General features: G+C 64.6%; 15 protein-coding genes. 9 read left to right on the forward strand and 6 right to left on the reverse strand.

The features are described from left to right. Window positions 1-121: 121 nt before the first annotated feature. On the reverse strand, window positions 122-1,396 hold the full coding sequence (gene purD / locus IOC69_RS07585; RefSeq protein ID WP_290542941.1) for a phosphoribosylamine--glycine ligase: 1,275 nt from the start codon (window positions 1,394-1,396) through the stop codon (window positions 122-124). Window positions 1,397-1,467: 71 nt separating this feature from the next. On the opposite strand from purD, the gene xseA reads away from it, so the two are divergent. Further along, a complete protein-coding gene (gene xseA, locus IOC69_RS07590; RefSeq protein WP_290542942.1) occupies window positions 1,468-2,865 on the forward strand; it encodes an exodeoxyribonuclease VII large subunit in 1,398 nt (465 codons plus the stop codon). A gap of 4 nt (window positions 2,866-2,869) precedes the next feature. On the opposite strand, the gene IOC69_RS07595 is transcribed toward xseA, so the two are convergent. Continuing rightward, window positions 2,870-4,111: an aminopeptidase gene (locus tag IOC69_RS07595; RefSeq protein ID WP_290542943.1), complete on the reverse strand. Its 1,242-nt coding sequence runs from the start codon at window positions 4,109-4,111 to the stop codon at window positions 2,870-2,872. Between the two features lie 85 nt (window positions 4,112-4,196). On the opposite strand from IOC69_RS07595, the gene IOC69_RS07600 reads away from it, so the two are divergent. Beyond that, complete coding sequence (locus IOC69_RS07600) at window positions 4,197-4,412, forward strand: DUF2093 domain-containing protein (protein ID WP_290542944.1); 216 nt, start codon at window positions 4,197-4,199, stop codon at window positions 4,410-4,412. On the opposite strand, the gene IOC69_RS07605 is transcribed toward IOC69_RS07600, so the two are convergent. Then, complete coding sequence (locus IOC69_RS07605) at window positions 4,396-4,587, reverse strand: hypothetical protein (RefSeq protein WP_290542945.1); 192 nt, start codon at window positions 4,585-4,587, stop codon at window positions 4,396-4,398. The genes IOC69_RS07600 and IOC69_RS07605 overlap by 17 nt on opposite strands. A 183-nt stretch (window positions 4,588-4,770) precedes the next feature. Here IOC69_RS07605 and IOC69_RS07610 point away from each other — a divergent pair, with 183 nt between their 5' ends. Continuing rightward, window positions 4,771-6,168 carry a class II 3-deoxy-7-phosphoheptulonate synthase gene (locus tag IOC69_RS07610; protein WP_290542946.1) on the forward strand — a complete coding sequence of 466 codons (1,398 nt, stop codon included), beginning with the start codon at window positions 4,771-4,773 and terminating at the stop codon, window positions 6,166-6,168. 25 nt (window positions 6,169-6,193) lie between these two features. On the opposite strand, the gene IOC69_RS07615 is transcribed toward IOC69_RS07610, so the two are convergent. Next, window positions 6,194-7,219 carry an alpha/beta fold hydrolase gene (locus tag IOC69_RS07615; RefSeq protein WP_290542947.1) on the reverse strand — a complete coding sequence of 342 codons (1,026 nt, stop codon included), beginning with the start codon at window positions 7,217-7,219 and terminating at the stop codon, window positions 6,194-6,196. Between the two features lie 139 nt (window positions 7,220-7,358). On the opposite strand from IOC69_RS07615, the gene IOC69_RS07620 reads away from it, so the two are divergent. Then, window positions 7,359-8,423 (forward strand): helix-turn-helix domain-containing protein, encoded by a 1,065-nt coding sequence (locus IOC69_RS07620; protein ID WP_290542948.1) that lies wholly within the window; start codon window positions 7,359-7,361, stop codon window positions 8,421-8,423. Continuing rightward, window positions 8,420-9,112 carry a glutathione S-transferase N-terminal domain-containing protein gene (locus tag IOC69_RS07625; protein WP_290542949.1) on the forward strand — a complete coding sequence of 231 codons (693 nt, stop codon included), beginning with the start codon at window positions 8,420-8,422 and terminating at the stop codon, window positions 9,110-9,112. Before IOC69_RS07620 ends, IOC69_RS07625 begins: the two co-directional genes overlap by 4 nt. On the opposite strand, the gene IOC69_RS07630 is transcribed toward IOC69_RS07625, so the two are convergent. Next, entirely contained in the window at window positions 9,109-10,005 is an 897-nt protein-coding gene (locus IOC69_RS07630) for a DMT family transporter (RefSeq protein ID WP_290542950.1), read from the reverse strand. The genes IOC69_RS07625 and IOC69_RS07630 overlap by 4 nt on opposite strands. Before the next feature lie 304 nt (window positions 10,006-10,309). Between IOC69_RS07630 and cysS the strand changes: the two genes are divergently transcribed. The 3 genes from cysS (at window position 10,310) to rarD (ending at window position 14,411) form a co-directional block, all read left to right on the forward strand. Next, a complete protein-coding gene (gene cysS, locus IOC69_RS07635; protein ID WP_290542951.1) occupies window positions 10,310-11,659 on the forward strand; it encodes a cysteine--tRNA ligase in 1,350 nt (449 codons plus the stop codon). Window positions 11,660-11,806: 147 nt separating this feature from the next. Further along, complete coding sequence (cimA, locus tag IOC69_RS07640; protein ID WP_290542952.1) at window positions 11,807-13,405, forward strand: citramalate synthase; 1,599 nt, start codon at window positions 11,807-11,809, stop codon at window positions 13,403-13,405. Window positions 13,406-13,481: 76 nt separating this feature from the next. Further along, window positions 13,482-14,411 (forward strand): EamA family transporter RarD, encoded by a 930-nt coding sequence (gene rarD, locus IOC69_RS07645; RefSeq protein WP_290542953.1) that lies wholly within the window; start codon window positions 13,482-13,484, stop codon window positions 14,409-14,411. Between the two features lie 51 nt (window positions 14,412-14,462). Here the strand turns inward: rarD and IOC69_RS07650 are convergent, their stop codons facing one another. Continuing rightward, the gene (locus IOC69_RS07650) at window positions 14,463-15,062 is read right to left on the reverse strand and encodes a TIGR00730 family Rossman fold protein (RefSeq protein ID WP_290542954.1); all 600 of its coding nucleotides are present in this window, start codon (window positions 15,060-15,062) and stop codon (window positions 14,463-14,465) included. Window positions 15,063-15,233: 171 nt separating this feature from the next. Between IOC69_RS07650 and IOC69_RS07655 the strand changes: the two genes are divergently transcribed. Then, window positions 15,234-16,859: a LysM peptidoglycan-binding domain-containing protein gene (locus IOC69_RS07655; protein WP_290542955.1), complete on the forward strand. Its 1,626-nt coding sequence runs from the start codon at window positions 15,234-15,236 to the stop codon at window positions 16,857-16,859. Window positions 16,860-16,973 lie beyond the last annotated feature (114 nt).

A 16,973-nucleotide genomic window follows, 5' to 3' on the forward strand; every position in this document is an offset into this window, starting at 1 on the left:
GACCGTCGAAAAAGCGGCCAAACAAAGAGACAGAGCAGGTCCGGCATCACGCGGGTGAAGCGCTGCATCAGCGCGGGCGCCGCCTTGTGCCACATGGCGTGGGTCTGCGGAAAGCCATGAATCACTGCCGCTCCTCCCGTGCCAGCGCCCGCCAGGCGATATCGCGGCGGCAGAAGCCCTCCGGCCAGTCGATGCGGTCCACGGCGGCATAGGCCCGGTCGCGCGCCTCGCGCACCGTGGCGCCGCGCGCCGTCACGTTCAGCACGCGTCCGCCACTGGCCACGATCCGGCCATCCTTCTCCGCCGTGCCCGCATGGAAGATTTCGATCCCCTCCATGGCGGACGCGCCTTCGAGGCCGCGGATCTCGGCGCCCTTCACCACCTCGCCGGGATAGCCCCTCGCGCACATGACGACGGTGAGCGCCACGTCGTCAAGCCAGCGCACCGACACCTTGTCCAGCGTGCCGTCGCAGCAAGCGAGCAGCAGGGTGACGAGATCGTCCTTCAGCCGCATCATGAGCACCTGGGCTTCCGGGTCGCCGAAGCGGCAGTTGTATTCGATGAGCTTGGGGCCGTCCTTGGTCAGGATCAGTCCGGCATAGAGCACGCCAACATATGGGTGCCCCATCTCCCGCAAGGCGCGGATTGTGGGCTTGACGATCCTTTCGAGGGCCTCATCGCAGAGTGCGGGCGTCATGCAGGGGGCAGGGGAATAAGCGCCCATGCCGCCGGTGTTGGGGCCTGTGTCGCCATCACCCGCGCGCTTGTGGTCCTGCGCGGTGGCGAGCGGCAGGGCGTTCCGCCCGTCGCTGAGCACGAAGAAGCTTGCCTCCTCGCCTTCGAGAAAATCTTCGATCACGCATTCTGCCCCGCCGAATCTGCCGGAAAAGATATCCTCGATGGCGGCGCGCGCCGCGCCCATGTCCATCGCCACGGCAACGCCCTTGCCCGCCGCAAGCCCGTCCGCCTTGATGACGATGGGCACGCCTTGCCGGTCGAGATAGGCAAGTGCCGCTGCCTTGTCCTTGAAGCGCCCATAGGCCGCGGTGGGAATGCCGTATGTGGCGCAGATGTCCTTGGTGAAGCCTTTGGAACCTTCGAGCTGGGCGGGAAACTTCTTCGGCCCGAAGCATTTGATGCCGGCGGCGGCAAGGTCATCCGCCAGCCCCGCCACAAGCGGCGCCTCGGGGCCTACCACGACGAGGCCGATGGTCTCGTCGCGGCAGAAGGCGATGGCGGCGGCATGGTCCATCACGTTCAGGGCCAGGTTGCGGGCGATCTGGCCGATGCCGGGGTTGCCGGGCGCCACGAACAGCCTGTCGCAGAGCGGGCTCGCCGCAATCGCCCAGGCCAGCGCATGTTCCCGGCCGCCGGACCCGATCAGAAGAATGTTCATGGCCACACCCGTCCTTGCTTTCGCCCGCCTTCTCGCATTTGATGCGCATGAATCAAAGCGCGGAATGTGCCATGTCCACGATCTGGGACCATGACCCGGAAACCGGCGAGATCATCGAGACCGGCGGCGCCAATGCCGGGGAATATTCGGTCTCGGAGATTGCCAATGCGCTGAAGCGCACGCTGGAGGACGCTTTCGGCCATGTGCGCGTGCGGGGCGAGATTTCGGGCTATCGTGGGCCCTCCTCCTCCGGCCATTGCTATTTCTCGATCAAGGACGAGGGCGCCAAGCTCGATGCGGTGATCTGGCGCGGCAGCTTCAACCGGCTGCGCTCCAGGATGCAGGAGGGGCTTGAGGTCATCGCCACCGGCAAGATCACCTCCTATGCGATGAAGTCCGCCTACCAGATCGTCATCGAGTCGGTCGAGCCCGCCGGCGCCGGCGCGTTGATGGCGCTCTTGGAGGAGCGCAAGAAGAAGCTCGCGGCCGAAGGCCTGTTCGATGCCGCGCGCAAGCGGCCCATTCCCTACCTGCCGGAACTCATCGGCGTCGTCACCTCGCCCACCGGCGCTGTGATCCGCGACATCCTCCACCGCCTCAACGACCGCTTTCCGCGCCACGTCATGGTCTGGCCGGTGCGCGTGCAGGGCGAGACCTGCGCGGCGGAAGTGGCCGCCGCCATCGCAGGATTCAACGGCATGGCGCGGAAGCCGGACGTGATCATCGTCGCCCGCGGCGGCGGCTCGCTGGAGGACCTGTGGGGCTTCAACGAGGAAATCGTGGTGCGCGCCGCCGCGGCCAGCGCCATCCCGCTGATCTCCGCCATCGGCCATGAGACCGATACGACCTTGATCGATTATGCCGCCGACCTCCGCGCGCCAACTCCCACGGCCGCCGCCGAGAAGGCCGTTCCGGTGCGCGCCGACCTCGTGGCGGAGGTGGCCCGCCTCGATGCCCGCATGCAGGGCGGCCTCAGCCGCTACATGGACGAGCGCCAGACCCGTGTTCGCTCCGCCGCCCGCGCCTTGCCCCGTCCCGACGAACTGCTCGCCCTGGTCCGCCAGCGCTTCGATTCCGCCTCGGGCCGCCTCCTCCGGGCACTGAAGGCCAACACGCGCGAGCAGACCGCGCGCCTCGGCCGCGTTGCGCCGCGCCTTACGCTGGCCCCCATGCGGACCATGATCGCCAATGAGCGCCGCTCGCTCGAACTTTCGGGAAGGCGCGCCGCGCGGGCCTTGTCACGTCTCGTCGCCTTCCAGCGCCAGCGCTTTGACGGGCTGGCGAAGCTCGTGGGCACGCTGTCCTACAAATCGGTGCTGCGCAGGGGCTTCGCCCTGGTGCGCGATGACAAGGGCAAGCCCGTGCACGCCGCGGCAGATGTCAAGCAATGGGAAACGCTGCGCCTTGAATTCGCCGATGGCGAGGTGAAGGTGCGCGAAGACAGCCCCCGGCAAGGCCAGTTTCTGTAGCGCATCAGATCGCCCATTCGCCCTTGCGCATCAGCGGCTCGGATGTGCCGTCCGCCAGGATGCCGTCGACGTCGAGATCGCCAGAGCCGATCATCCAGTCCACATGCACGAGGCTTGAATTGGCGCCCAGCGCCGCGAGTTCTTCCCTGGAGCGCGTGGAGCCGTCGCGGATGTTTTCGGTGTAGGACTGGCCCACCGCAATGTGGCTTGCGGCATTCTCGTCGAACAGCGTGTTGTTGAAGATCAGGCCGCTCCTCGAAATCGGCGAGGAATGCGGCACGAGGGCCACTTCGCCGAGCCGCGCCGCCCCTTCATCCGTGTCGATGAGACTGCGAAAGGCATCCTGACCCTTCTCCGCCGTCATCTCCACAATCTTTCCGCGCTCGAAGCGCACGCGGATGCCGTCGATCAGCGAACCCTGATAGGACAGCGGCTTCGAGGAACGCACCACGCCCTCCACCATGTCCTTGTGGGGCGCGGTGAACACCTCCTCGGTCGGAATGTTGGCATTGCAGAACACGCCGTTCAGCGCCTTGCCGCCGCCGCCCTTCCAGTTGTGCTCCTCCGCAAGGCCGAGCATAAGATCGGTTCCGGGTCCTGCGTATTTCAGCGCGCGGTAGCGCCGCCGGTTCAGGAACTCGGTGCGGCGGCGCAGGTCATCGTTGTGCCTTTCCCAGGCCGCGACCGGGTCCGGCAGGTCGGCCTTGGTGCAGGTGAAGATCGCCCGCCACAGACGGTCCATGGCCTCGGCCCCGGGAATTCCGGGAAACACCGACCGGGCCCATGCAGGCGTTGCCGCTGCAATCACGCACCAATTGATGGCGAAGCCGGTGATCAGCTCGAGGGCCGGGCGATAAGCCATGGAGCGCGCCTTGTTGGCGCGTGACAGCTTGTCCGGGTCTTGCCCCGCGAGCAGGGCCGGGTTCTCGCCGGCAATGGCCAGCCGCGCGGCCCCGCCGCGGAAGGCCTCTGCCATGCCGTTGAACAGCCAGGCGGGCGCCACGTCGAAAGCGTCCTCTGGGGCATGCTGATAGCGGGCAAGGGTGGTCTCGTCATCGGCGTAGACCGTGGTCACGAGGCTGGCCCCGGCCTTATAGGCGTGCTCGGTGATGCGGCGCACCAATGCCACCGCATCGAGCGGCGCCGTGATCACCAGCTGCTGACCGCTCTGCAGGTTGAGGCCGGTGCGCACAGCGAGTTTGGCATAGGTGTCGAGGAGCTGTTCGTGGCTGGATTTTTCGCTCATGGCGTTGAACCTAAGCGCATCGGACCGGCTTTGTCCAAGGTTTCGGCGCCTTCAAATGGGCACAAATCCGGCTAGATTCCGCTCCATGAATAGTCTCGAAACGAATAAGCCTCGCCAAGAGGCGGTAATCCGCTACCTTGATGCCGATTTCCGGGTCCTTCGGGAAGGGGAGTTCGTGCGCTGCGCCGCAACGGGCGATCCGATTCCGCTTGTCAGCCTTCGCTATTGGAACGTTGAACTGCAGCAGCCTTATGGCTCGGCGAAGGCCGCCTTTTCAGGACTCCTCAAAGCCGGTCCATGAGAGAGATCAGATAGTTCTGCACTTCCCGCTGGTAGAGGACGACAATGCTGGCGGCCACTGCGGCCAACTGGACGAACAGGGCGGAGGCCACCGGCATGGGCCGGGCACCGGAGACTCTGCGGAAGGCATAAATGGCGAGAAATAATGCGTTCAGCGCCAGGAGACGGACGTACATCGGTGGATGGCCGGCGGCAAGGACCTCATATGCCTGGTCCCATCTCGCAAAATAATAGTCCCTCAGCATTGCCCCTCCGGGCCATCAGCACAGGCTGGAACCTTTCCAGCAGGCAGTGTATTGGCAAAGACAGTTTTTGGATTGGTTAGGGCCAATCCCTTTTGTAGAACTGGAGTAAACGAAATGATGACAAACTGGACACCTGACAGCTGGCGGAATTTCCCGGTCGTGCAGGTGCCCGCTTACCAGGACCTGGCCAAGCTCCAATCCGTGGAACAGCAGCTCGCGGGCTTCCCGCCGCTGGTCTTCGCCGGCGAGGCCCGGAAGCTGAAGCGCAAGCTTGCCCGCGTCGCCGAGGGCAAGGGATTCCTGCTGCAGGGCGGCGATTGCGCCGAGAGCTTCGCCGAGCATTCGGCCGACAACATCCGCGACTTTTTCCGCGTCTTCCTGCAAATGTCGGTTGTGCTCACCTTCGCCGGCGGCCAGCCGGTGGTGAAGGCGGGCCGTATCGCCGGCCAGTTCGCCAAGCCACGTTCCTCGCCCACCGAGACGATCGGTGGAGTGGAGCTGCCGATCTACCGCGGCGATATTGTCAACGGTGCCGAGGCGACAATCGAATCCCGGCGGCCGGACCCGGAGCGCCAGATCATGGCCTACCGCCAGTCGGCCGCCACGCTCAATCTGCTCCGCGCCTTTGCCCAGGGGGGCTATGCGAACCTTGAGCATGTCCATAAATGGACCCTCGATTTCCTGAAGGATTCGCCCGCCTATGAGCGCTATCAGGAGCTGTCGGACCGCATCACCGAAGCCGTGGGTTTCATGCGCGCCTGCGGCATCAATGCCGATACCGCGCCGCAGCTCCGCACCACCGATTTCTTCACCAGCCACGAGGCGCTGCTCTTGGGTTATGAGCAGGCTTTGACCCGTGTCGATTCGACGAGCGGGGATTGGTACGCGACATCAGGTCACATGCTGTGGATCGGCGACCGCACCCGCCAGCCGGACCATGCCCATGTGGAGTTCATGCGCGGCGTGAAGAACCCCATTGGCCTCAAGTGCGGCCCTTCGCTGAAGCCGGATGAACTCATCCGCCTCATCGATGCGCTGAACCCCGAGAACGAGCCGGGTCGGCTGACCCTCATCGCGCGCTTCGGCGCCGACAAGGTGGAGAAGCATTTGCCGGATCTCATTCGCGCCGTGAAGCGCGAGGGCAAGGTCGTTGTCTGGTCCTGCGACCCGATGCACGGCAATACCATCAAGTCGACGAGCGGTTACAAGACGCGTCCCTTCGAGGCGGTGCTGGGCGAAGTCCGCCGCTTCATGGGCGTGCACCAGGCGGAGGGCACCCATGCTGGCGGCATCCATGTGGAGATGACCGGCAAGGACGTTACCGAATGCACGGGGGGCTTGCGCGCACTCCGCGACGAGGACCTGAACGACCGCTACCACACCTTCTGCGACCCGCGCCTCAACGCGGCCCAGGCCCTTGAACTGGCCTTCCTCGTTGCCGAGGAAATCAAAAAGGAAATGGCCTCCCGCCCGAAACCGGACGACGATGACATGGTTGAGGCGGCGGAGTAAGGTTTCGCCGCCTCACTGCCCGTAGTCAGTCGAGTCCGAAGTGCTGGGCCACCAGGGCGATGATTCTGTCATGGACGTCTTGCCGGTTGCCACCCGCCGGGTCAGTGCAGACAGGGTCATCCTTTTCCTTGACGAGAATGTGTGCCCCTTCGGGCTTGCAGATGGGCATGGCCGTGAAATGGCTGGCGGGCACCAGGTTTTCGACCTTGGCGCCTGGCACCAGCGCTTCGAAGCCAGATCCGTCGTCGCTTGTGTCGGTCGCATAGAGGCGGTCCTCGCCCTGACCAAGGCCGATCAGCAGCAAACCCTTCTGATCGACGTCACGGACATCATCCGGTGTAAGCCCGTGTGTGAGGCCGGGGTCGATAGCCGCCACCGCGCGGATGCGCGCGTCCTTGTAACTCGCTGACCATGCGGCATGGTTTGTCTGTTGCCGGTTGACACCGAATGTCGAGAGATCTGTGCAGGGGGTCGCGCGTTTGGGGGCGTCCGCGCAGTAGGATAAACTGTTCTCCAGCCTGCCTCTGACACCGGCAAGCGACAGCACCGTCCAGCCGCCGAAGGAGAAACCAGCGGCATAGACCCGTGAGGGGTCAATGACCGCAGAGAGGGTCTTGTCGGCGAGGACGTCCTCCAACGCTACCTCGAGATCCTGCGCGCGGGTCCAGTGATCGAACATCTTCTTCGGGTGCCTGTCATGGAAGGACCCATTTGGGTGGTTCACTGCAATCACCACCGCGTTATGGGATACCAACCCCGTCGCCAGCCAATTCAGGCTCAAAAAGCTGCCCCCCATGCCGTGAGAGAGAAGAACGACGGGATGCTTTCCAGCCCTGGGGGCTGCGCCCTCACGGACCGGACCACCTTTGAACACGGGGCTTTCGGCAAAGGTCGTCTCCTGTCCGTTTTCGGCTGGGTACCAGACTGCGATATCCATCGCCCGCCCATGATGGGGCGCTGAGATATCTCGGGTGATCAGGCCAGGCGGTTCCGCGACCGCGGTTGCCGAAACTGAGGCCAGGAGGGCGAGTGCAAGCAGGGAGCGTTTCATGGCGGGTCCTTTCGTTGGATTGCAAGGCCGATGATCCATGGCTGGCCCCGCCGGGACGACCTCAAACCGGAAAAAGGACGCGCGGAACGGGAAAAAGGACCTAAATGGACAGTGCTGACGCTGCTCCAGAGAGTCCTTGATGCCCGTCCTGCCTGTTCCGATGTTCATAGCCCTGCTTCTGGCGGGCTTCCTGATTTACCGCCTCGTCCTGCGGGAGACCCACCCGTCTCTGCTGGCGCTCGTCGCGATTTGTTCCTTCCAAAGCGCGATCTTGTCCCTCGTGCAGTACTATGGCGTCATGGAGCTCAAGCCGCTGCAGGTGCTGGGAGCTACCGTCGTTCCCCCAGCCGTTTGGATTGCCTTTGCACATGCGGCCGGAGATGATGGCGGAATTCGACGCTGGGCGCTGCACGCCGTTGGTCCGGTCCTGGCGATTCTCGTTCTCGTCACGATCCCGATGTTGCTCGACGTGCTGATTCCTCTCAGTTTTGCAGCCTATGGCGCCGCGATGCTGCTTCGCCTCGGCAGCGGCGAGGTCAGCCTGCCGCACAGCCGCCTGCAGAGCGGCGGCATACCGCTCCTTGCCTGGCGCATCATCGCGCTGTCCCTCATCGCCTCGGCGGCATGCGATGTCGCCATAGCCTTCGGACTTTCCCGGGGGTCTTCGGTGGCGTTGTATTGGCTGCCGAGCCTTCTTTCGTCGCTGTCGCTTCTCAGTCTCGGCGTGCTGGGCCTGTCGCAGTCCATGGAAAGCCAACGGGATGAACCGCAGGAGACGATCAGTCCGACGCCGGTTGACGCTGACCGGGATCGTTCGATCCTCGCCACGCTTGACGCCTATCTTGCGACCCACAAGCCCTTCAAGGATCCGGATCTGACGCTGGATCGGCTGTCACGCCGGGTTCTGGTTCCCGCAAAGCAACTCTCGGCGGCAATCAACAGGACCTCCGGCGAGAACGTCTCGCGCTACATCAACCGGCGGCGTATCGACGAAGCGTGTGCACTGTTGCTCGCGGGGCAAACGGTCACCACCGCCATGCTCGAGAGCGGCTTCAACACAAAATCCAACTTCAATCGTGAGTTTTTGCGGGTGAAGGGTGCAAGCCCAAGCAAATGGCTGCAGGAGCAGAAACTCTCCTTGAAGGTCCGGTCTCCTGTGCCTAATTCGGTAATCGAGCCAATTACAGAAAGGCAGCGCCGATGATCGAACTCTATCACTGGCCAACACCGAATGGTCACAAGATCACGATCTTCCTGGAGGAAGCGGGTCTTCCCTACACCATTCACCCGGTCGACATCGGCAAGGGTGACCAGTTCAAGCCGGATTTTCTGGCGATCTCGCCCAACAACCGCATGCCGGCCATCATCGACACCGCCCCCGCCGATGGCGGCAAGCCCGTTTCGGTGTTCGAATCCGGCGCCATTCTGCTTTATCTTGCGGAAAAGACCGGGCTCTTCATTCCGAAGGACCTGCGCGGGCGGGTGGAAGTCCTGCAATGGCTGTTCTGGCAGATGGGCGGGCTTGGCCCCATGTCCGGCCAGGCAGGCCACTTCGCCATCTATGCGCCTGAGAAAATCCCCTACGGCATCGAGCGCTATACCAAGGAAGTGAACCGCCTCTATGGCGTCATGAACAAACGCCTTGCCGACCGGCCATTCCTCGCGGGCGACTATTCGATCGCCGACATGGCGTCCTACCCCTGGGTCGTTCCTTACGAGCGCTACAGCCAGGACCTCAACGACTTCCCAAACCTCAAGCGCTGGTTCGAGGCGATCAGGGCGCGCCCCGCCGTGGCCAAGGTCTATGCCGCGGCGAACCCATCCTATCAGAAGCCGATGACGGATGAGGAGAAGAAGGTGCTTTTCGGCCAGACCGCCAGGTCGGTGTCCTAAACCGACGCCGGCATCGCCATTGCGGCGGGCCTGCGACGGAACTCGGAGACGATGTGCATGAACAGGGCGGCGAGCACGATGCCGCCGCCCACCAGCGTCTGCACTGACGGCGTCTCCCCCAGAAACACGAAGACCCAGAGCGGCGTAAACGGCACTTCGAGGGCGGCCAGCAATGTCGCCTCCGCCGCCGGCACGCGCCTCGATCCAAAGGTATAGAGCGCCAGCCCGGCCGCATTCTGCACGATTCCGAAGGCCGCGCAGAGCCAGAAGTCGTGAATGCTGATCGACATGGGTGCTGCGAACCAGAAACAGGCAAGCGAGCATATCCAGGCGGAGGCCGCCATGGCGGGCAGCATCGGCACGTCGCGGTATTTGCGCATGATGGTGGTGAAGCCCGCCATCGACAGCGTCATCAGCACGGCGAGGAACTGGCCGAACAGGCTGCCGCCCATCCTCGCCCCCCACAGCATCACGCCCACGCCCAGGAGCGCCACGGTGCTGCCGATCAGGGTGGAGCGTGAGGGCCTCTCGCCGATCACCACATAGGCGAGGGCCGCCGTCATGAAGGGCACGGTGGCGTAGATCACCATGGCATCGGCTACTGTGGTGTAGCGCAGCGACGCGATGCCGGTGATCATGCCGACGGCGGAGAGCAGCGCCACGGCAAGCGCCGGCCAGCGCAAGCGGCGCAGGATCGAGAGGCTCCGCCCGCGCTCCATCAGCAGGAACAGCGCAAAGACGGCGCAGCCGGAAAAGATGCCGCGCCAGAACAGCATGGTTGTCAGGTCAGCGCTGATGCTCCGCACGAACAGGCCCGAGGTGGACCAGCACAGCGCCGCTGCGGCGACGAGCAGCAGTCCGTTCCGGTGCTGCCGGTGTTCGGCGTGGGTCATTGCCCCCGCTCCGGCGTCTGTCTCGTTCCGAAATGTGCCACGGCCCCGCCCTGATTCCAGACGAGAGCATTAACCATGTGAAGCCTGCGCCGGTAGGGCGGAAACGGCATGGCTCGCCCGCAAATTGCCCAAACCCTTGACCGCAAGCCCCTCCTGAAGCATGTTACGGTCCGAAATGATCCACCGCCCCGCCATCGCCGCCATTTGCGGCATTATTTGCAGCTAGCCGAAAACCGCTGGCAGGGCGCCCTTTGACCTAAATCCAAGACAAAGCGTACCCGGGTCGGCAAGCCTGAGAACCGACATGTCTTTGCGTCTCTACAACACGCTGACCCGCACCAAGGAAGAGTTCGTCCCGCGCGACCCACAAAACGTGCGCATGTATGTCTGCGGGCCCACGGTTTACGACTTCGCCCATATCGGCAACGCGCGGCCGGTCATTGTCTTCGATCTTCTCTTCCGGCTGCTCCGCCAGGTTTATGGCGAGGCCCATGTCACCTATGTCCGCAACATCACCGACGTCGACGACAAGATCAACGCACGGGCCTTGCGCGACTTCCCCAATCTTCCGCTCAATGAAGCGATCCGGAACGTCACGGAGAAGACGGCGAACCAGTTCTTCGCGGACGTGGCAAAGCTCGGCTGCCTTGAGCCCACCGTGCAGCCCCGCGCCACCGACAACATCCCGCAGATGATCACGCTGATCGGGATGCTCCTCACGCGCGGCCACGCCTATCAGGCGGCGGGCGAGGTCCTGTTCAGCGTCGACTCCATGCCGGACTATGGCCGCCTCTCGCAGCGCAACCTCGAGGACCAGCAGGCCGGCGCCCGCATCGCGGTCGATGCGCACAAGAAGAACCCGGCGGACTTCGTGCTGTGGAAGCTCTCGTCTGATGACGAGCCCGGCTGGGACAGCCCATGGGGCCGCGGCCGCCCCGGCTGGCACATCGAATGCTCCGCCATGAGCAACCGCTACTTGGGCGAAGTCTTCGACATCCATGGCGGCGGGCTAGACCTCATCTTCCCGCACCACGAGAACGAAATCGCCCAAACCCGCTGCGCCTTCGGCACGCCGGTGATGGCGAACATCTGGATGCACAACGGCTTTCTGCAAGTCGAAGGCCAGAAGATGTCGAAGAGCCTGGGGAATTTCCTCACCATCAACGAGCTCCTGGCCGACTGGCCGGGTGAAGTTTTGCGATTCAACATGCTGCGCACGCATTATCGGCAACCCATCGACTGGACGATTAAGAGCCTGGAGGAAAGTCGGCGCACGCTGGAAAGCTTCTTCAATAACGTCGGCACCCTGCATGCGGAGCAGGGGGGCTTCGCTACGCCCGTGCTCGAAGCCTTGTCGGATGATCTCAACACGCCCAAGGCCATAGCCGGGCTTCATGCGCTTGACCGCCCAAGTGCGCAGAATGAACTCGGTCAAACGCTGAAGGCGCTCGGTTTCACCGGCAATCTCGCGTCACCCCATGGTGGCGATGCGGTTGACGATACATTCGTCGAAGCCCTCATCGCCGCCCGGCTCGACGCCCGCAAGGCGAAGAACTGGGCGGAGAGCGACCGTATCCGCGACCAGCTCGCAGGCATGGGCATCGCCATCAAGGATGACAAGGACGGCACGACGAGCTGGGAGGTGAAGCGGTGACGTATTCTTCTCCCGTGTCCTCGCCGACGATCACCCCCAAATTCCGTCACCCCGGCGAAAGCCGGGGCCCAGCTTTCCGCCAGGTTGCCGCCCAAAGCGGGGTCCCGGCTTTCGCCGGGATGACGGCAACAGTGCAGGACACGTGTCATGAGTAACCAAAACCCGGCCCGCGAACGCATCTACCTGTTCGACACGACCTTGCGGGACGGGCAGCAGACGCCGGGCATCGACTTTTCGCTTGAGGACAAGCTCGTCGTCATGGGCCTCCTGGACGAAATGGGCGTCGATTATATCGAGGGCGGCTATCCCGGCGGCAACCCCACCGACACCGCGCTGTTCGCGGCCGAGCGCAACACCCGCGCCACCTTCACCGCCTTTGGAATGACCAAGCGGGCAGGGCGCTCCGTCTCCAACGATGCCGGTCTCCAGCAGCTGCTGCAGGCGAAGTCGAAGGCCGCCTGCTTCGTGGCCAAGTCGTGGGATTATCACGTGCGCGTGGCGCTGGGCTGCACCAACGAGGAGAACCTTGAGTCGATCCGCCAGACGGTCGAGGCCGCGAAGGCTTCGGCCAAGGAAGTGCTCATCGACTGCGAGCATTTCTTCGACGGTTTCAAGGCCAATCCCGAATATGCCCTGGCCTGCGCCGGGACGGCTTACCAAGCCGGCGCCCGCTGGGTGGTGCTGTGCGACACCAATGGCGGCACGCTGCCCTCCGAGGTCGGCGCCATCGTGCGCCACGTCGCCAGCCGCGTGCCCGGCAGTCATCTCGGCATCCATGCGCATAATGACACCGAACAGGCGGTGGCCAATTCACTGGCCGCCGTGGACGCGGGCGTGCGCCACATTCAGGGCACGCTCAATGGCATCGGCGAGCGCTGCGGAAATGCCAATCTTGTCTCCATCATCCCCACGCTGGTTCTCAAGCCGCATTTCGCGGAACGTTTCGAGACGGGCATCGATGCGGAGCGCCTGAAGCGCCTCACCCACATCTCGCGCGCCTTTGACGAGTTGCTCAACCGCTCGCCCAACAAGCAGTCGCCCTATGTTGGCAAGAGCGCCTTCGCCACCAAGGCGGGCATCCATGCCTCTGCTTTGGCCAAGGAGCCGGAGACTTACGAGCACGTACCGCCAGAATCGGTCGGCAACCGCCGCCAGGTTCTGGTGTCCGACCAGGCCGGCAAGTCCAACCTCATCGCGGCGCTCCAGCGCACCGGCCTCGAAGTCTCCAGGGATGACCCACGCCTTGACGGTCTGCTGCGTGACGTGAAGGAGCGCGAGGCGCAGGGCTATGCCTATGACGGGGCGGACGCCTCCTTCGAACTCCTCGCCCGCCGCGCGCTCGGCAGCGTGCCAAAATATTTCGACGTGTTGTCCTTCCGCGTCATCGTCGAGGAGCGCGACAAGGAGATGGTGTCGGAAGCCGTGGTCAAGGTGAAGGTCGACGGCCAGGTCTACCTGAATGCCGGCGAGGGCAACGGCCCCGTCAACGCGCTGGACGTGGCGCTGCGCAAGGACCTGGGCAAGTACCAGCGCTTCATCGACGACATGGAGCTTGCCGACTTCAAGGTGCGCATCCTGAACGGCGGCACGGGGGCCACCACCCGCGTGCTGATCGAGAGCCGCGACGGCAAGGGCAACCGCTGGTTCACCGTCGGTGTGTCCCCCAATATCGTGGACGCCTCCTTCCAGGCGCTGTCCGACGCGCTGGTTTACAAGCTGGTGCGCGAGGGTGTCTCCGCGGCTTAAGTCATGCGCCCTGCACATGCGGCCAAGGCCCTGCCGGGGTTTGCGCAACACCGTCAGAGGGGTCTAAACGGCCCCAATGACCGCCACCCATGAGAAGCCCGCCTCCCGCGCGCTGAGCAGCGCCGAAACCGGCGTTCTGCTGGCCATCGGCGCGCATCTCGTGTGGGGCGGCATGGCCGTCTATTTCGGCCAGATCCGCTACATCTCCCCCATCGAGATTGCGGTCAACCGCGGGGTGTGGGCGCTGCCCATTGCCGCCGCCGTGGTCTGGTATATGGGCCAATGGGGCGACGTCTGGCGCGCGGTGAGGACTCCGAAGCACCTCGCCATCCTCACTCTCACCGCCGGCCTCATCGTCTTCAACTGGGGCTTCTATGTCTGGTCCATCCAGGAGGGCCGCACGCTGGAATCGAGCCTCGGTTATTTCATCAACCCGCTTTTGAATGTGGTGATGGGCTATCTCTTCCTGGGCGAGCGCTTCACCATGGCCCAGAAACTTGCCTTGGCCCTCGCCACTGTCGCGGTGCTGATTCAGGCCTGGGCGCTGGGCCATGTGCCGTGGCTCGGCCTCATGCTCGCCGCCACCTTCTGCCTCTATGGCTTCCTGCGGAAGACCATTCCGGTCGGCCCCACCCAGGGCTTCCTGGTCGAGACCGCCATCGTCACGCCGCCGCTGCTGATGGCCGAATGGTGGCTGGTGTCACGGGGCCAGGCGCATTTCGGCGCCGATGCCTATTCCACCCTGATGCTCATGGGCTGCGGCGCCATGACGGCGGCGGCGCTGATCCTGTTCACCGCCTCGATCCGCCGCATCCGTTATTCGACGGCGGGCCTGTTGCAATACATCTCGCCGTCGCTGGTCTTCCTCACCGCCGTGTTCATCTTCCACGAGCCGATGAGCCCGCTGAAGCTCGTGTCCTTCATCATCATCTGGGCCGCTCTCGCCATCTTCTCCGCCGCCGCGATCCGCGATGACTGGAAGCGCCGCCAAGCGGACTGGGCATGATCCGCAAAACCGGGAACCGGTTTTGCGGCAAGATGATGCCCACGGACGTGACTACATCTTGTTCAGCAGCGGCCGATCGGGCGCCGGTTCGGCCGTGGTCTTGAGCCGGTGTTCGAAGGCCGGCACCACGTCCTCGGCGCGCTTCACCACGTCCATGCCGAATTCCAGCCCCTCGCGGATGAAGCGCTCGGCCCGCATGTGATCGAACAGAGTCACCAGCGGCTGCCAGTAATTCTCGATATTGCACAGGATGATCGGCTTATGGTGCTGGCCGAGCTGCGCCCAGGTGGAGATTTCGGCCAGCTCCTCCAGCGTGCCCAGGCCGCCGGGCAGGGCGACGAAGCCGGAGGAGCGGGCAAACATCGTCATCTTGCGCTCATGCATGTCGGCGGTGACGACGAGTTCGTTCACCTCTGTCAGCATGCGCTCGCGGTTGGCCAGGAACTCGGGGATGATGCCGGTCACGTGGCCGCTGTTCTCCAGCACCGACCGGGCCACTTCGCCCATCAGCCCCAGGCTGCCGCCGCCATAGACCAGCCCGATCCCAGTATCCGCCATGGCCTTCCCCAGCGTCCGCGCGGCGGCCATATAGGCAGGATTCCGGCCGCTTCCGGAACCGCAGTAGACGCAAAGTTTACGGGCTGGGCTCATGTATGGTCTCCTGACATCGTCCGAATCACGGGGGTTGATACCGCCGCAGGCTGGTTGTTCCCTTTGCAAATCTTTGCCTAAATTGGAACAGCGCCCTATGAAGGGCAAGAAAACCTCCCCGGGCAGGGGCACATCCGCGGTCGGCGGCACGTTATTGGGAACGGCAAAAGCATGCAAAACAAGACTCTCATCCTGGTATTGACGGGCCTCGGCATCGTCGCCGCGGCCATCGTCGCTGGCCTGACGCGTGACCAGTGGCTGGGCCACAAGCCCGAGGTCGTGGCCACCGCCCCCGCATCGACGGAGGCCCCCAAGACCCCGGACCAGGCGCCCGCCACCACCGCCGGGGCTGCCAAGCCCGCCTCGGCCACGACCGACCAACCGGCGGCGCCCGCCCCGGCCACGGCCGAGCAACCGGCGGCGACGGCCCCGGCCACGGCCGAGCAACCGGCGACGACCGCCCCAGCCACCGCCGAACAACCGGCGACGACCGCCCCGGTCACGACCGAGCAACCGGCGGCGCCCGCCCCGGCCACGACCGAGCAACCGGCGGCGACGGCCCCTGCTGCCGCCACCGAGCCACCGAAGGACACCGGCGCCAGCCAGCAGACCGCCATGGCACAGCCTGAATCCCCGCCTGCAACCCCGGTCGTGCAGCCGCCGGGCAACGCCGCCGCCAGCGCCAAGGTTCCCGCCTTCGACACGGTGCGGGTCGAAAAGACCGGCGAGGCCGTGATCGCCGGAACGGCGACGCCCGGAGCCGATGTGGTGGTGAAGCTCGACGGCAAGGTGATCGGCGAGACCACCGCCAACAGCGATGGCGCCTTCGTGCTCGTGCCCATGGCGCCGCTCCCCGCCGGCAGCGGCGCCCTCACGCTCGAATCCAAGGCCCCTGGCGCAACGGAAGCGACGGCCTCCCAGCAGAGCGTTGCCGTCATCGTTCCCGCCGCCGATCAGTCCAAGGGGGCCCTTGTCGCCGTCGTTAGCCCGGACCAGCCCACCCGTGTGCTGCAGAAGCCCGAAGTGAAGCAGGACGGCCCGGCACCCGTCCCCGAAGCCGAAAAGCCGGCCAAGCTCGTCTCCATCGATGCGGTTGACTATGACTCCGCCGGCAACATCGTGTTCTCCGGTCAGGGCAATGAGGGCAACACGGCCCGCCTCTACATCGACAACAATTTCATTGGCGATGCGCCGGTGGGGGCCGATGGCCGCTGGACCTTCTCGGCTAAGGCCGAGGTCAAGCCCGGCCCCCACACGCTGCGTGTCGATGGTCTCGATTCGGCTGGCACGGTGTTGAACCGCATCGAGGTGCCCTTCGTCCGGGAAGAACCGAATAAGGTGGTGGACGCCAGCCAGCAGCCTGCCGCCACGCAGGGGGCGCAGCCCGACGGTTCCGCCAAGTCCGATATAGAAACCACCCAGCAGGCGAGCCAGCAGCCCGCCGCCCAGCCGCCGGAGAGCCAGCCGCCGGAGAGCCAGCCGCCGGAGAGCCAGCCGCCGGAGAGCCAGCAGCCTGAGAGCCAGCAGCAGCCCGCCGCCACGCCTGCCAGGCCGAAGGATGGCCGTGTGGTCATCCAGCCCGGCAACAACCTCTGGACGATCGCCCGCGTGCTCTATGGCAGCGGCGCCAAGTTCACCACGCTTTACGAGGCCAACAAGAATCAGATCCGGGATCCGAACCGCATTTATCCGGGCCAGATCTTCAAGACTCCCAACGTGGCGCCCACTTCGGAATCGATCGATCCCAGGCGCCGCGAACCGCTGAGGCCTGAGGAGAACGCCGCCACCGGCCAGTAGCCTCCGCCCAGTTTCCGCTTCGCAAGGGCGCGCCCGCCAACTATATGCTGCCTTGATGAGCCGCAGGACGCCCCAAAGCCAGGACAGGCCTCTCAACGTGGATGGAGACGAATG

This window comes from Aestuariivirga sp., from assembly GCF_020252405.1.
GTDB lineage: Bacteria > Pseudomonadota > Alphaproteobacteria > Rhizobiales > Aestuariivirgaceae > Aestuariivirga.

Excerpts from the sequence above, each read along its gene's own strand:
- purD (WP_290542941.1), bottom strand. The coding sequence starts at position 1,396 with ATGAACATTCTTCTGATCGGGTCCGGCGGCCGGGAACATGCGCTGGCC.
- xseA (WP_290542942.1), top strand. The coding sequence starts at position 1,468 with ATGTCCACGATCTGGGACCATGACCCGGAAACCGGCGAGATCATCGAG.
- IOC69_RS07595 (WP_290542943.1), bottom strand. The coding sequence starts at position 4,111 with ATGAGCGAAAAATCCAGCCACGAACAGCTCCTCGACACCTATGCCAAA.
- IOC69_RS07600 (WP_290542944.1), top strand. The coding sequence starts at position 4,197 with ATGAATAGTCTCGAAACGAATAAGCCTCGCCAAGAGGCGGTAATCCGC.
- IOC69_RS07605 (WP_290542945.1), bottom strand. The coding sequence starts at position 4,587 with ATGTACGTCCGTCTCCTGGCGCTGAACGCATTATTTCTCGCCATTTAT.
- IOC69_RS07610 (WP_290542946.1), top strand. The coding sequence starts at position 4,771 with ATGATGACAAACTGGACACCTGACAGCTGGCGGAATTTCCCGGTCGTG.
- IOC69_RS07615 (WP_290542947.1), bottom strand. The coding sequence starts at position 7,219 with ATGAAACGCTCCCTGCTTGCACTCGCCCTCCTGGCCTCAGTTTCGGCA.
- IOC69_RS07620 (WP_290542948.1), top strand. The coding sequence starts at position 7,359 with ATGCCCGTCCTGCCTGTTCCGATGTTCATAGCCCTGCTTCTGGCGGGC.
- IOC69_RS07625 (WP_290542949.1), top strand. The coding sequence starts at position 8,420 with ATGATCGAACTCTATCACTGGCCAACACCGAATGGTCACAAGATCACG.
- IOC69_RS07630 (WP_290542950.1), bottom strand. The coding sequence starts at position 10,005 with ATGACCCACGCCGAACACCGGCAGCACCGGAACGGACTGCTGCTCGTC.
- cysS (WP_290542951.1), top strand. The coding sequence starts at position 10,310 with ATGTCTTTGCGTCTCTACAACACGCTGACCCGCACCAAGGAAGAGTTC.
- cimA (WP_290542952.1), top strand. The coding sequence starts at position 11,807 with ATGAGTAACCAAAACCCGGCCCGCGAACGCATCTACCTGTTCGACACG.
- rarD (WP_290542953.1), top strand. The coding sequence starts at position 13,482 with ATGACCGCCACCCATGAGAAGCCCGCCTCCCGCGCGCTGAGCAGCGCC.
- IOC69_RS07650 (WP_290542954.1), bottom strand. The coding sequence starts at position 15,062 with ATGAGCCCAGCCCGTAAACTTTGCGTCTACTGCGGTTCCGGAAGCGGC.
- IOC69_RS07655 (WP_290542955.1), top strand. The coding sequence starts at position 15,234 with ATGCAAAACAAGACTCTCATCCTGGTATTGACGGGCCTCGGCATCGTC.